Here is a 13,197-nt window from a genome sequence, read left to right as displayed (position 1 = left end):
GGAAGGACTGCAAAAGGGATTACTTGAAGGCAAACAGGAAGAAGCGTTGCGGATAGCCCAAGCCATGCTTGAAAAGGGGATTGATCGTGAACTGGTGCTAATTATTACTGGGCTTTCCTTTGATGAGCTAACGGCACATTCCGATTAATTTTCCTTTTCGCATTATGCTTTTTTCTTCTTGCTGATGCTTTTTCGTTTTTTAAACCGCAGCGGCCTTCCCGCTATAGTCATTTCATTACTCATCAGGCAGTTATTGCAAAAGGATAAAACGTGAAACTGAAGATACCTTATTTTGGGGCTGGGGCGGCGTTATTACTGGCGGGATTATTGCTGGCAGGATGCGATCAGCAGAACAATGATGCAAAGCATATTAAAGTGGGCGTGATTAACGGCGCAGAGCAGGATGTGGCGGAAGTCGCGAAGAAAGTCGCTAAAGAAAAATATGGCCTGGAGGTGGAGTTGGTGGGGTTTAGCGGTTCTCTGCTGCCCAACGATGCCACTAATCATGGTGAGCTGGATGCCAACGTCTTCCAGCATCGTCCGTTCCTTGAACAAGATAATAAAGCGCACGGCTATAAGCTGGTAGCGGTGGGCAATACCTTTGTGTTCCCGATGGCGGGTTATTCGAAGAAAATCAAAACCGTTGCTGAACTAAAAGACGGTGCGACGATTGCGATACCTAACGATCCAACCAACCTTGGGCGGGCGCTGTTGCTGCTACAAAAAGAGAAGTTAATCACGCTGAAAGCGGATACCGGCCTGCTGCCAACGGCGCTGGATATTACGGATAATCCGCGGCATCTGAAAATTATGGAACTGGAAGGGGCACAGCTACCGCGTGTGCTGGACGATCAAAAAGTGGATGTGGCGATTATCAGTACCACCTACATCCAGCAAACCGGGCTTTCTCCGGTACATGACAGCGTATTTATCGAAGACAAAAATTCACCGTACGTGAACATCCTGGTGGCGCGAGAAGACAATAAAGATGCCGAGAATGTGAAAGAATTCCTGCAATCTTATCAGTCACCGGAAGTGGCGAAGGCGGCAGAAACTATCTTTAACGGCGGCGCAGTTCCGGGCTGGTAATCGTCACCCGTTGCCGCGCCAGTTGGGGTTAAACCGCTCTGGCGCGGCGACGTGAGTCCATTGAGATAAGCACGACCGATGAGAGGATCAAAAGCGTACCCAGCCAGTCTGGCAGGGTAAAGGTGATGCCTAACAGCAGCAGGGACAGCAACGCACTGCTCAACGGTTCCGCGCAGCTTAAAATGCTCGCTTTCGGTCCGCCAATCATCTGCGCGCCTTTCAGGTACAGGCTAAACGTGAGTGACGTGCCGATGACCACCAGATAGAAAAACGCCAGAACCAAACTGCCATTCACCACGAAATGAGTTCCCTGCCCGGCATAGAACGGCAGTAGGATCATTCCACCGATTAACATACTCCAGCCGACGACCGGTAATGTGCCGTAGCGCGCGATGAGCGTTGAGGGGTAGGTGGTATAGAACGCGGCGGCAAACGCCGAGGCTATTCCCCAAAACAGCGCGGCAGCTGAGATAGATAACGACGTCGGATTACCGTGGGTGACCAGTAAGAAGGTACCGATGAGTGAGGTGAAGATCGCCGTCAGCACTAAAACCCCCGGCCGCGCTTTGCGCACCACGGAGAACCACGCCACGATAATGGTCGGTGACAAAAATTGCAGCACCGTCGCGGTGGCGGCGTTGGATTTTTCGATGGTCAGCAGGAAGGTTAGCTGTACGGTGAGTGCCCCGACCACGGAAAAAATCAGCAGGCTGATGGCGTCCTTGCGGTTTTTGATAATGGAGAACACGTTGTCGCCATGAACGAAAGAGAGCATCAGCAGAATGAGCCCCGCGAAAATCAGGCGCGTCATGGTCAGAAACTGCGACGACATCTGGCTTTGTTCCATGATGTACTGCGCGCAAACGCCTGAACTTCCCCATAATACGGCGGCAATCAGGACGTTCATCATCCCTCTTCTGGTGGAACTCATCTTTCCCTCTGCATGTTGTTTTGTTTTATTTGTGTGCAGGCATCATAGCAGAGATAGCGAAGCGAGTGAGACATGACGGGCACAGCCCCCCACACCGCAGGGGGCTTCGGCAGTCATCTTACGGCTCAATCGGCGTCAGATAATCCAGTCGTAGCGGTTCGGCCAGCAGCTCGTTCATTTGCAGAATAAACGTCTGGAAATGGGGCAGGGCGATATGCTCGTCCAGACCGGCCTGACCGCGCCAGGATTCACGAACGTAGAAGACATCCGGTGTGTCGCGCAACTGGAACAGGGCATACTCAATATTGCCCGGCTCCTGGCGCGTGGGCAGCAGCAGAGCCTGCAGCGCCTGTTTCAGTGCGTCGATTTTCCCCGGTCTGGCTTTCAGTACCGCAATAATTGAAATCACCTCTGAATCAGACATGTTAAAACCCCTCCAGCACAATCTTGCCGACTGAACGACCGGTTTCAATTTGCGCGTGCGCTTTTTGCAGATTCGCCGCGTTGATTGCGCCAAAATGCTCGCCCAGCGTGGTGCGAATGGTGTTGTCATCGATCAACTGTGCCACGCGGGTTAATAGCTGATGCTGCGCAATGATGTCGTGGGTGGTAAACATCGAACGGGTAAACATAAATTCCCAGTGCAGCGAAATGCTTTTGGCCTTCAGTGGACGTGCATCGAGGGTTTGCGGATCGTCAATCAGCGCCAGTTTGCCCTGCGGCGCCAGGGCGGCAATAATTTGCGGGTAGTGCTGCTCGGTATTGTTCAGGCTGGCAACGTGCGTCACCTCTTTAATGCCTATCCGAGCCAGCTCTTCCATCAGCGGCTTGCTGTGGTCAATCACATGATGAGCGCCTGCTTCACGTACCCATTTCTGGCTCTGTGGACGAGAAGCGGTACCGATGACAGTCATTTTGGTCAGCTTACTGGCCAGTTGCGTCAGGATAGAACCGACGCCGCCAGCAGCGCCAACAATCAATAACACATCATTTTCATTGCCATTTTCCTCAACGCCCAGACGGTCGAACAGCATTTCCCAGGCGGTGATGGCGGTCAGCGGCAGTGCCGCGGCAGAAGCGTTGTCCAGCGATTGCGGCTTCAGCGCGGTAATACGTTCATCAACCAGCTGAAATTCACTGTTACTGCCAGCACGACCCAGCGCACCGGCATACCAGACTTCATCGCCAGGAGCGAACAGGGTGACTGCTTCACCCACGGACTTCACTACGCCAACGGCGTCCCAACCCAGCACGCGGGGCACATCAGCGTTAAAACCTTCGCGGACCTTGGTATCAACGGGGTTGACGGAAATGGCCTTCACTTCAACCAGCAGATCGTGCCCGGAGGCGACGGGCATGGGCAGGTCAATCTCTTGTAAAAATTCAATGTTACTGCCGTCGGTTGCGGCGCGGGTAATAGCGATGGCTTTCATAATCTCTCCGGTTAATAAACCTTCTATCTGTTGAATAATTCGATGGTAAACCGGTAGCAGAACGGGAAAAATAGCCCTTCGGCGACAGGACTTATACTCGGGGAGTGAAAATGTTCCGGCTTGAAGATCTCACGTTGTTTGTCCGCGCCGCGGCGCTAAATAGTTTTAGCGATGCCGCACGCGAAGTCGGCGTTCAGCCTGCTCAGGTCAGTTCTGCTATTAAGCGCCTGGAATCTACGCTGGCTATCCGCTTGTTCGCCCGCTCCACGCGCAGTCTGCGCCTGACGCCGGAAGGTGAGGTCTGGCTACCCTATGCCCGCCAGATGCTGGACGTGATGCATGCCGGACTGCAAAAAATTCAGACCCCGGAAGATGAAGTTTCAGGCACGCTGCAAATCGCCGTACCTTCCGATCTCGGTCGGAACCTACTGCTGCCGGTCTTTCAGTCGTTTCGACGCCGCTATCCCGCGCTGCGCCTGCGGATTTTTTTCTCCGACCAGGTGACGGATGTCTTTAAAGACCCCGTCGATGTTGCGTTTCGTTATGGCAACACCGAAGACGCATCTTACATTGCGCTGCCTGTCGCACCGGGTAACCGACGCGTGCTGGTGGCATCACCGGAATGGGTTGTGCAAAACGGCGCGCCGCAAACTCCGGATGATTTAACACAGCTCAACGCCATGACCTTCGTCTTACGCGGACGCCTGCACGATCGCTGGACGTTTACGCATAACGGCGAGGTTAGCAGTGTGCAGGTAAACGGCACCATTATGAGCGACGATGCTGAAGTAATCCGACGGCTGGCGATTGCCGGAGAAGGCATCGCGTACAAGTCGTGGCTGGATGTCAGCGAGGATGTGCGTGATGGACGATTGCAGCTACTGATGCCTGATTACCTGGGCGAGAAAGCCCCGCTAAATATGATTTGCCCACATCGTAAGCAGCTTTCAACGGCTGTCCGTCTGCTGCATGACGCCGTGAAGGCGCGGTGTGACACATTGGGCATTTCACCGTGAGGTGTTCAATCGCAGGAATATTATTCGATAGCCATACGCATAAATAATAGCTAATCTCTGTTGCTGGCATTAATCTGATCGGAACGCCGATCAGTTAGTGATAATTGTTTCATTGAGTATAGTTTCTTCGATAAATATTATTTCTTAAATTAATGCAGTGTTTATAATATTTATTTTAAGAATTTTTTGGTCGATGATTTAATGACTTGTATATTTATTAAAAGGTATTTGACGAGATACCTTCCGCTACGATATAAAACATAATAGCCCCGATACATACCTATTTCTTTGCCTGATTGTTAAACGCATTGATGCTTTTTGTTATTACGTTATTTATTGGGGTAGGAGAGGGCCATTGAAGTCAAAGACTATAAATGATGTATTGTATTATATAGAAGATAATTTTGTTTCAGGCATTGGTATTGATGACATTTCACAGTTTTCCGGATACAGTCGCAGACATATACAGAATATTTTAAAGCAGCGAATAAATATGCCTGTGGGGCTTTATATTCGTAGGCGACGGATAACCAAAGCAGCAAGCTTGTTACGCCTTACTCATATGGATATTATCGATATTTCAGTGCGGGTAGGATTCGATTCTCAGCAATCTTTCTGCCGTGAATTTAAAAAACTAACCGGTTATACCCCCACAGAATACCGTAAAAATCCCAGTTGGGATCTTTCGCCGTTAATGTCGTTTGTACTGCGCAGTGATATTGTTGTCGGCGAATTGCAACTACGTACCTTACCTGCTGATACCGTGCATGGATTTCAGTACAATTATGACACACCAATCCCGCCTGCCAGTGACTCACATCTGCATCGATTAAATCTAATATTTGAGCAACTTACCAGTTCAAAACAAAATGTGTGGGCATTAACTGATTTCTCGTCTAATCCAAACTCAATGATGCGGTTGAAAGTTAAAAGCATCATTGGTAATAAAAGTCATCATTCGCCCAATGCCTATAATCGTTATGAGTGTCCTTCGGGAACGTATGCCTGTTTTTCATTCAGATTCAAGAAAGAGGACTATCCACTCTATTCAAGATATATTTATTTTAAGATGTTGCCGGAGAGTAAATTAAAAAGAAAGGCAGGCTATGATATTGAAATATTCCATTATAACCAAGAGGATCTTAAAAATAAAATAATCACCTGTGAACATTACATTCCGATAGATGTGTAATGTAAAAAAGCTCCACTTGCGTGGAGCAAAGACCTCGCAGTACGCCTAAATTAGGATTAATTATTGGTACTCAGCATTGAAATACAAAACTGAACGTACAATGCCGGGACTGACATTGTTAGCTGTTTGATAATACTGAGCATAAAACGGGATGGAATGATTACCTTTATCTTGAGGCGCTAAATTGATATATGAAGGTGTATTGAATTTAACAGGCTGTTGTTGTTGATCTAACACCTGAATGCCGATGCCAGCAGCGCCTTTGGGGTGGATATTCTTTAGTACACCGATAATACTGCGGTGACCATTATCTGTGTCGCTCCAGCTTAGAATAACCCGGGAAGGCGTCGTAAAATCACTTTTACAGAGAAGGTCGATAGTAAATGGTTTTCTTCCCGCAGTGCTTCCATAGCCTCTGAATTGCTCAAGTGCTATATCGGGCAGTTTGACGTTGATCGAGCGGTTACCTTTGATTGCGCATGAACGGTTGAGCATCGTGATATATTTTGCCGGCACAATGATATCCACCACGGGCAACGATTGAGCCTCACTTCTGATTTGCAGGTTGATGGAACCCGCAGCGGCTCCTGCCGCAAGCTGATCATCCAGTTTGATCAGCTCAATCTTTATTTTGCTGTTCCTGAATTCATCTGCCGTCGCTCTGAAAGTTGATGGCCACTGGATCGTTTGTCCGGTTGAGGTTTCCAGGGTGACTTTAATGCCAATCCCACTCACATTGCTGCGTATAATACCGGGTTGTTTCATTGCGGACCGATCGCCAATAATCTGTGCGAAAAAAGGCTGGTTGTTAGTACAGCCTGACGCCTGAATATTCTGTAGCGAAAGCGTGCGCGTCTGAATAACTCCCCCTGACTGGATTGATTGCTTATCGTTAACGATTTCCGGCGACAAAATAAACTTTTGTGTGGTCAGGGTACATGCAGCACTGGCTGTCTGATGAATGCCCAAGGCACAGCCCAGAATTAAAGCGGTACGTATTACCGACATGTGGCCTCCTGGTTTTTTAACACGATCGTGCATTTCCCTGTTTCCAGTGAAACGAACACTTCTGGTGAGGTGGTTTCATCAATATAAAGCGCACCGCCTTGTCCGACGTAGCCGACATGATTATTGGCATTGTCGCGGATGATGGCACCGAATGGCATTCTCTGCTGACCCTGCAGGCGGGGATAAATAATGTTCTGTTTTCTGAGCGTCGTTTCAAAGGTGACTGGAATGACATTACCTTCGTAAGGCGCAATCTTGGCCTGGGTTTTAGTAAAGTTCAGACCTTCAGTTGAACCTTTTGGATCGATAGTAACGTCATTCACGCGCCACGGACGAAGCCAGGGCAGAATGGCGTAGCCATTTTTATCGAAGCGGGTTCCAGGTACGCCTTCAAGATGAGCGCCATGCGCATCAGGCGCATAGACCAGCGCGACGGTATCTGAGCGCTCTGGCGAGAAGGTTATTCCCCCCGCGTGCCCAACCAGCATGCCACTCATTCCACCGCTTACCTGATGCCATGAGTTACTCTGACTCCACGTCCCGTTCAGCGAGGTATAAGGCGTACGCACCATGCCGTTTGCTCCCCATTCCACACTACCGCCGCGGAGATAGCCGGTATTGACCCCCCAAACGATATTGTTTTCCTCATCAGTCGAGGTCGTGAAGCCGAGGCGTGTATTGCTGGCTTTGCCGTTATTGCTGTAGCTATCAGAGGAGATCTGCGTAAAACCGGCGTTATCCCGGGGCAGGAAATAGCTGAATGAGAGCATGATTTGGTCATCTTTGGTGACCGAACCCTGTTGATCCTCATTCCAGAAACGCTGGGCGGATATACTCCAGGTCAGGTTGCCCCAGGCATTGGTGTATCCCACGGCATACTGGCGATAATTATCCTGCTGATCCCAGAACTTCTTAAGAGAGCCGGATAAATAGAATGAGCCCCAGGTATCGGATAACGGCTGATTAATACTGGCGCTAAACGACTGCTTCTCGCGTGACGAGAAATATTGGCTGACGAATGCCTGTGCATCCAGGGCATCCAGCGCATCGCGTTGACCGTAAAAGTGATGTGAACTGTATTTTGCTTCCAGCCAGAGCGCGGTTGCCGACCAGGGTAGGGTGCTATTCCATGTCAGACGATACTGTTGTCCTTGTTGACGATTGTCCTCAAGCTTCAGGCGCGATTGGGTGATATCAAGGGCGAATGCGCCGAGTTGGGTGTTCAGACCGCTACCGATGAGGGCTGACTGATAGCGCTCGAATCCAGAGGCGCCGGTATACAACGTTAAATAGTTGTTCAGGCCATACTGCCAGTAGGCCTGGGCTAAAAACGGATCTTCATCATAATTATCTTCATCGACGGTGCCGAGAGTGATGCCATAGCGCGAAATGCCGGGTTTTAGTAGCTGTGGTACCGAAGAGTATGGAACGGTAAAGCGGCGGATACGCCCGTCTGATTCCTGAATCGTGACCAGCAACTCGCCGCCAGTATTCGCGGGCAACACGGAATCAATCGAGAATGGCCCAGCCGGAACCGAGGACTGATGAATGGTTTGACCATCCTGGGTGACGGTAATACGGGCGTTGGTCTCAGCTACGCCGCGAATAATCGGCGCCCAGTTCAGCGTGCTATCCGGGCGCATTAAATCCTCAGAAGCCAATCCCACTCCGAGAATAGCCATACTGTCGAACATCTGGCTGTCAGTATAGAACTTGCCAGCGCTTAACATGGATTTCCAACGAGTGATGGGCCGTTTTAGCGTCGTGCGATTATTGGCGTAATGGCTACCTATTTTGCTGTCCCAATTTTGGCTACCAAAATGTTCAATTAGCCACCCTCCAGCAGAGCTTCGGATATCCATTCCCACCCAGGCGCTGTCCGTACTTGAACGATCGTTACCACGTTGCTGGGTGCTGTAATAATCGGCGTTATAGCTGAAATTAATCGCCGGCGCCCCTGGTTGCCAGAGTTCAGGTTGGACATAATTGTTTTCGATATTATCAACATAAGCCTGCGGGATGGTGATGCGCAGCTCAAGCTGGCTGGTGTTGAGTCTCTCCGTTGCTTTCCCGCTGGTGTCCCAATCGGCAATGCTGCCGCAGCGTGAAGGGTGAGCGGCCAACGTTTGATTCATTTTTTCTGGGTTAATGCCCACGCCTTTGAGAAATGCTTCTGAATAACAGCTAACTAAATCGCCGTGATTATCTTTTTTGAATAAGAGTTCACGACGTCCACGCCAGTTATCATTAATATAAATATCTACGATATATGTCCCAGGCAATAAGCCTGCGGCATTAAAGGACTGCAAATCGTTAAGTGAAGCATTGCCCATTAAGATGGCGTTATCGAACTCGTAGCGAGTGCTGTCTTCTGCGTGAGCTCCAACGGAAAATAATGAACCATGAAAAAAAATGAAACAGGGTATGGTGAGGATCCTTTTACATAAACCCATTACTAATTCCTTTTATCCCTTTTTATTAATTAATGGTTGTTTTGTGTTCCACAATTCCGCCGTAATCGCTGATTGCTTGTAAAACAACCGATTCACCCTGGCTGACTTGTTGTTTTGCATTGATAGTCGTTCTGCTTTTCGGGGCGACCATGACCCCTTCGTTTATGAGTCCATGGCCTGATGACGTCACAATATCCGCAACCGTGATGAAGAAGGGGGTGGGGTTTACCAGCGTTATGTCACGTTGGTTAGCAATAATTTTTATCTTATTTTCCGCGTTTTGACGGTCACCTAACCCACTGGGTCGCCAGAAAAACTTAAAGCGTGAGCGAATGGCTAAATTGAGCACAGCTGAATTGTTCGTGACGCTATTCTTATCCACGGAAGGAATATCCAGTATGTTAAGCCACCACATAGACTCACGGTCGGTGGCGACAATATTTTTATCAACGGCTTTTTTTATTCTGAGTGATTGCCCATTGCCTGCGTCAACGCGGGCAATGGGTGGAGAAATAATAAATGGAGTGGAAATTTCTTCCGGTAACTTTTCTGGATTTCCCTCATCCAACCATACCTGGGCCAACGATGGATAGTTTCCCGTATTCGTCATTTGTATCGTGATCTCTGCGGAATCTTCAGAGTAAATAAATCGGGTGCCATTGACAATGATATTATTTGCATGTGCGGTAGAGAGAGCAAATAGAGCTAATAAATAAATGAAAATTTTCATGAAGCCTCTATTAAAATAAATGCTATAGCGCAAGGCAGCTATAGCATTGTGTATTTAGAGATAAGTAATGCTATAGTTTGCCTGAGCGCTTACCGGTCCCGGTTGAACATATGATGAACCACTATTTTCACGTGGTATAATGTAACCCACGCTGAATTTATAAGTTAAAGTCGGGCTATCATTGCCATGTAGGAGATAATCTTTCTCAGGTTCAAATCGGTCATTCTTATTCCTCAGGTTAATATTTTTTTCACGATTATCCTTAAGGACTAGCGCTACGTTTTGGGCTCCACCCCTTGTCGTATTTTTGAGATATCCATCGTGAGTTAGAGGGGAATTAACATTCCAGGCTAATTTGGGAACTATTTTTTCATTAATATAACAACCCTTCACTTTAATACTGAATTGCTGGAGTTGCGTTGCATGTAATTTGCTAACTAATGTATTGAGAACTGGGTTTAATTTTACCTGTTTATCTTTATCACCGGCTTCAATTATGCACGAATTGGAATAAACATGACCGGAAAAATTAACAACGCCTTTTTGATCCCTGTTGGGGCCATGTCCAAAATCTGCCATAGCGGAAGGAATTGCGATGGCACAGCTAATTAAACTTATAATGGATAGTTTACTCATAATGTACTCCTCATTTAGAGATAGATCGTCCCTATTATCAGTAACATTGTCTGGGCTCCTTTTTTCTTGCGCCCTGTAAGGCTGTCGCCCGCTATCAATTATGTTAGATAAATTATTGTTGTACATCGTAGATTGGACGTATTTCACTCATCCTATAATATTAATAATGATCATTAACTATGAATATTAATGAATTATTATTATCTATAAGCAGATTGTGATTGAGATAGTACTCAACTCTAAGGTGAAATAAAAACACTTGGAATACAATATGTTATGTTTGTATTGTGATACTTCTTTCAATGCTATAAAGAAAAATCGAATCCTGCGCTCGGAAAAAGCGAATGATCGAATTGCACAATTAGCTAAATTCTTATAATTCAATCAGATTATCTTTAATCTTAAGTAGTGACTTGTTATTGGCTTGGCATGCAATAACGATAAGGAATATTGTCAATCATCATTTGAATGAAGGCTAGATATGCTTAACATGGACAGTAAGATAATACTCATTAGCAACCAATCAATACAGACGCAACTCTTGCTGGATTATCTCAATAAGCAAAACAATATCTTGGTTGATTTTGTTAACATTAGCAGACCAGACATGTCATTTATCGTTGAGGGAAGTATCATCCTCTATGATATACAGGCATCAAGCCGTAAATTAAAAAATGTCTGGTCAAAATTACTCAATGACAGTGCATATAGTTTGCGCGTTTATATTATTAACTGCCTGCGGTCGCTCCCACTCTATGAGAGTATGCTATGGCCAAATTTTGAGTCGATCGTACCAAATAATTGCTCTACAGAATATTTGTTAGAACTCCTTAAAGAGGGGCTTAAAACCTCCCGTCCACCACGCTCACTGTCACCGCCGCCAGAGTATGCAAACCTCACGCCATCAGATAGTGACTACGGAATTTTAACCGAAAGAGAATATGAAATTTTAACTGAGTTGTCGAAAGGTGCGTCTAATGTAGAAATTGCTAACGCATTTTTTATTAGTGAAAATACAGTGAGAACGCATGTTTATAATATATTTAAAAAGATATCTGTGAATAACCGAACACAGGCAGCCTGCTGGGCCAATTTGCATCTAAGAAGCCTGGCTGTCGATCAACTGCCGCGGAAGGAAATGTAAGCCGTACTACTGGCGCAAAGTTTTGAAGCTTACTTTGCGCCAGCATGTCATCGTGCCGTTACTCAGTCTTTTTTCGCAGCGTTTGCAAAGAAGATATCAGACTGAATGTCTTTAGTGCGGATGGTAAAGAGCTGATTAGTCAGATCTTCCGTCAGCTTCTCGGCATCGGCCATGATGCGCAAGTTAAAGTCATTGAGCATCTTATCTGCGGCAGGTTTATCGGTTTTTGCCATCTTCAGATATTTTGCTTCGACCTCTTTTTGCTCCTTCGCCACTTTATCTTCCCATGCTTTGTAGGCTTTTTTTACGATTGGCGCGAGCTTCGGATAATCGGTCATCGTCAGCGTCTGTAACTTACGGTATTTCCAGTAAATGGACTGATCGTCCGCTTTATCGGTGCCCATCGTATAGTTTGCCGGATACGCTTTCAGGCCGCTGTAGTACGGAACAAACGCGGTGAGGTCGGCCATACCCAGACCAATGTAGGTCGTTTCACCAATCTCTTTTGGCAACCACGGACGGACCTGCATCACGTGCGCTTCATAGGTGCGGAAGACGCTAACCGGACGCCATGGCTCTTTGCCGTTCAGACCGTTGGTGTACGGGTCATGGCTGGTGCCTTCGTAATGGTTACGCAGCACGGCCTTCACATCATCCAGCGTCATCTTCTTCTCTGGCGTCATGAACACCGGGAATTCGCGCCCTTTGGCCATATCCTGATTTACGGAAGGATTGAACTCTTTCTGGATGGTCCATACGCGAGGATCGTTATACGTGCGGTCACGCTCATCATCACGGGTATAGGCTTTGGAGAAGTTGAATTTGCCATCTTTTGCCGGTTCGTACAGACCTTTTTCGGTCGCAAATTGAATCAGGTTTTTTGACGCCATCATGTCCGGGTTTTTAGGGTCGTAATCCTGTAAGCGGCCCTGATTACCGGTGGCAAAATACTGGTTATTCGGCAGGCGCTGCGCCATCCACTGGTGACCGCTACCGGTTTCCAGGTACCAGATTTCGTTATCGTCGACGACGGCCACGCCAAAACCTTCCCCAGCGCCGACGGTCTCAACGATATGACCCAGTAGCGCCACGGCTTCACGCGCGGTTTTGCTCTGGGACAACAGAATATCCGGGATATCATCTTCGGTGATCCCTTTATCCTCGACATAGGGGTCGGCAGCCAGCGCTTTTACTGAGGCAAAAATAGATTCTGTACCGCTCACGCCAACGCCCAATTCGTTAAATCCGGTCGCGCCGTGCAGTTGGGTTTTCCAGTTTGGAACGGTGGTATAACGCAGAGAGTTTTTGGGTAGCGGCCAGGTAAAGTCATTCGCGCCATTATGTGCTTTGGTGCTGTATATCCCGGTCTGATTCTGCTTGGCCGGATGAATGACAAAATGCTGCGCTTTCAGGGCATCGCTGTCAGCGCTACGGGCTACCAGCATGGAGCCGTCCGCTGATGCTTCATTACCGACCAATAGGGTCGTACAAGCAAAACCTGATGAAACAACGGCCAAATTTATAGAAAGTGCAATCAGGCACTTTTTAAAAGTAAACATTACGTA

General features: G+C 47.6%; 12 protein-coding genes and 1 pseudogene. 5 read left to right on the top strand and 8 right to left on the bottom strand.

Annotation, left to right across the window (positions count from 1 at the left end; translation table 11 throughout):
* Position 1: 1 nt before the first annotated feature.
* Together N0B36_RS21160 and nlpA are read left to right on the top strand one after the other, a co-directional pair.
* A pseudogene (locus tag N0B36_RS21160) lies at positions 2-148 on the top strand (ISNCY family transposase); the annotation flags it as partial.
* A gap of 122 nt (positions 149-270) precedes the next feature.
* Positions 271-1,089 carry a lipoprotein NlpA gene (gene nlpA / locus N0B36_RS21155; protein WP_016157795.1) on the top strand — a complete coding sequence of 273 codons (819 nt, stop codon included), beginning with the start codon at positions 271-273 and terminating at the stop codon, positions 1,087-1,089.
* 28 nt (positions 1,090-1,117) lie between these two features.
* Here nlpA and N0B36_RS21150 read toward each other — a convergent pair whose 3' ends face one another.
* The 3 genes from N0B36_RS21150 to N0B36_RS21140 form a co-directional block, all read right to left on the bottom strand.
* Positions 1,118-2,020 carry a carboxylate/amino acid/amine transporter gene (locus tag N0B36_RS21150; protein ID WP_049271702.1) on the bottom strand — a complete coding sequence of 301 codons (903 nt, stop codon included), beginning with the start codon at positions 2,018-2,020 and terminating at the stop codon, positions 1,118-1,120.
* A 118-nt stretch (positions 2,021-2,138) separates the two neighbouring features.
* The gene (locus N0B36_RS21145) at positions 2,139-2,444 is read right to left on the bottom strand and encodes a putative quinol monooxygenase (protein WP_259688939.1); all 306 of its coding nucleotides are present in this window, start codon (positions 2,442-2,444) and stop codon (positions 2,139-2,141) included.
* A 1-nt stretch (position 2,445) separates the two neighbouring features.
* Positions 2,446-3,453: a zinc-binding alcohol dehydrogenase family protein gene (locus N0B36_RS21140; protein WP_016155033.1), complete on the bottom strand. Its 1,008-nt coding sequence runs from the start codon at positions 3,451-3,453 to the stop codon at positions 2,446-2,448.
* A gap of 110 nt (positions 3,454-3,563) precedes the next feature.
* On the opposite strand from N0B36_RS21140, the gene N0B36_RS21135 reads away from it, so the two are divergent.
* Both N0B36_RS21135 and N0B36_RS21130 read left to right on the top strand, forming a co-directional pair.
* Positions 3,564-4,469, top strand: a complete 906-nt coding sequence (locus N0B36_RS21135) for a LysR family transcriptional regulator (protein WP_103767041.1) — start codon at positions 3,564-3,566, stop codon at positions 4,467-4,469.
* Positions 4,470-4,824: 355 nt separating this feature from the next.
* On the top strand, positions 4,825-5,661 hold the full coding sequence (locus tag N0B36_RS21130; protein ID WP_046275320.1) for a helix-turn-helix domain-containing protein: 837 nt from the start codon (positions 4,825-4,827) through the stop codon (positions 5,659-5,661).
* Positions 5,662-5,721: 60 nt separating this feature from the next.
* Here the strand turns inward: N0B36_RS21130 and N0B36_RS21125 are convergent, their stop codons facing one another.
* The 4 genes from N0B36_RS21125 to N0B36_RS21110 are packed head-to-tail and all read right to left on the bottom strand — an operon-like array spanning position 5,722 to position 10,488.
* Positions 5,722-6,669 carry a fimbrial protein gene (locus tag N0B36_RS21125; protein ID WP_103767040.1) on the bottom strand — a complete coding sequence of 316 codons (948 nt, stop codon included), beginning with the start codon at positions 6,667-6,669 and terminating at the stop codon, positions 5,722-5,724.
* Positions 6,660-9,122, bottom strand: a complete 2,463-nt coding sequence (locus N0B36_RS21120; protein ID WP_259688938.1) for a fimbria/pilus outer membrane usher protein — start codon at positions 9,120-9,122, stop codon at positions 6,660-6,662. Before N0B36_RS21120 ends, N0B36_RS21125 begins: the two co-directional genes overlap by 10 nt.
* Before the next feature lie 25 nt (positions 9,123-9,147).
* Complete coding sequence (locus N0B36_RS21115) at positions 9,148-9,852, bottom strand: molecular chaperone (RefSeq protein WP_141875745.1); 705 nt, start codon at positions 9,850-9,852, stop codon at positions 9,148-9,150.
* A gap of 54 nt (positions 9,853-9,906) precedes the next feature.
* Positions 9,907-10,488, bottom strand: a complete 582-nt coding sequence (locus tag N0B36_RS21110; RefSeq protein ID WP_046274747.1) for a fimbrial protein — start codon at positions 10,486-10,488, stop codon at positions 9,907-9,909.
* Between the two features lie 481 nt (positions 10,489-10,969).
* Here N0B36_RS21110 and N0B36_RS21105 point away from each other — a divergent pair, with 481 nt between their 5' ends.
* Complete coding sequence (locus N0B36_RS21105) at positions 10,970-11,632, top strand: LuxR C-terminal-related transcriptional regulator (RefSeq protein ID WP_259688937.1); 663 nt, start codon at positions 10,970-10,972, stop codon at positions 11,630-11,632.
* Between the two features lie 62 nt (positions 11,633-11,694).
* Here N0B36_RS21105 and N0B36_RS21100 read toward each other — a convergent pair whose 3' ends face one another.
* The gene (locus N0B36_RS21100) at positions 11,695-13,191 is read right to left on the bottom strand and encodes a C69 family dipeptidase (RefSeq protein WP_259688936.1); all 1,497 of its coding nucleotides are present in this window, start codon (positions 13,189-13,191) and stop codon (positions 11,695-11,697) included.
* Positions 13,192-13,197: the final 6 nt, after the last annotated feature.

The sequence above is a fragment of the Citrobacter sp. XY323 genome, from assembly GCF_025106035.1.
Classification (GTDB): Bacteria; Pseudomonadota; Gammaproteobacteria; order Enterobacterales; family Enterobacteriaceae; genus Citrobacter; species Citrobacter braakii.
The sequence above is the reverse complement of the archived record's forward strand: the minus strand, read 5'-3'. Positions and strand labels throughout refer to the sequence as shown.

Bases quoted from the DNA above. Each gene is read 5' to 3' on its own strand.
- N0B36_RS21150 (WP_049271702.1), bottom strand. From the start codon at position 2,020: ATGAGTTCCACCAGAAGAGGGATGATGAACGTCCTGATTGCCGCCGTA.
- N0B36_RS21145 (WP_259688939.1), bottom strand. From the start codon at position 2,444: ATGTCTGATTCAGAGGTGATTTCAATTATTGCGGTACTGAAAGCCAGA.
- N0B36_RS21140 (WP_016155033.1), bottom strand. From the start codon at position 3,453: ATGAAAGCCATCGCTATTACCCGCGCCGCAACCGACGGCAGTAACATT.
- N0B36_RS21135 (WP_103767041.1), top strand. From the start codon at position 3,564: ATGTTCCGGCTTGAAGATCTCACGTTGTTTGTCCGCGCCGCGGCGCTA.
- N0B36_RS21125 (WP_103767040.1), bottom strand. From the start codon at position 6,669: ATGTCGGTAATACGTACCGCTTTAATTCTGGGCTGTGCCTTGGGCATT.
- N0B36_RS21120 (WP_259688938.1), bottom strand. From the start codon at position 9,122: ATGGGTTTATGTAAAAGGATCCTCACCATACCCTGTTTCATTTTTTTT.
- N0B36_RS21115 (WP_141875745.1), bottom strand. From the start codon at position 9,852: ATGAAAATTTTCATTTATTTATTAGCTCTATTTGCTCTCTCTACCGCA.
- N0B36_RS21110 (WP_046274747.1), bottom strand. From the start codon at position 10,488: ATGAGTAAACTATCCATTATAAGTTTAATTAGCTGTGCCATCGCAATT.
- N0B36_RS21105 (WP_259688937.1), top strand. From the start codon at position 10,970: ATGCTTAACATGGACAGTAAGATAATACTCATTAGCAACCAATCAATA.
- N0B36_RS21100 (WP_259688936.1), bottom strand. From the start codon at position 13,191: ATGTTTACTTTTAAAAAGTGCCTGATTGCACTTTCTATAAATTTGGCC.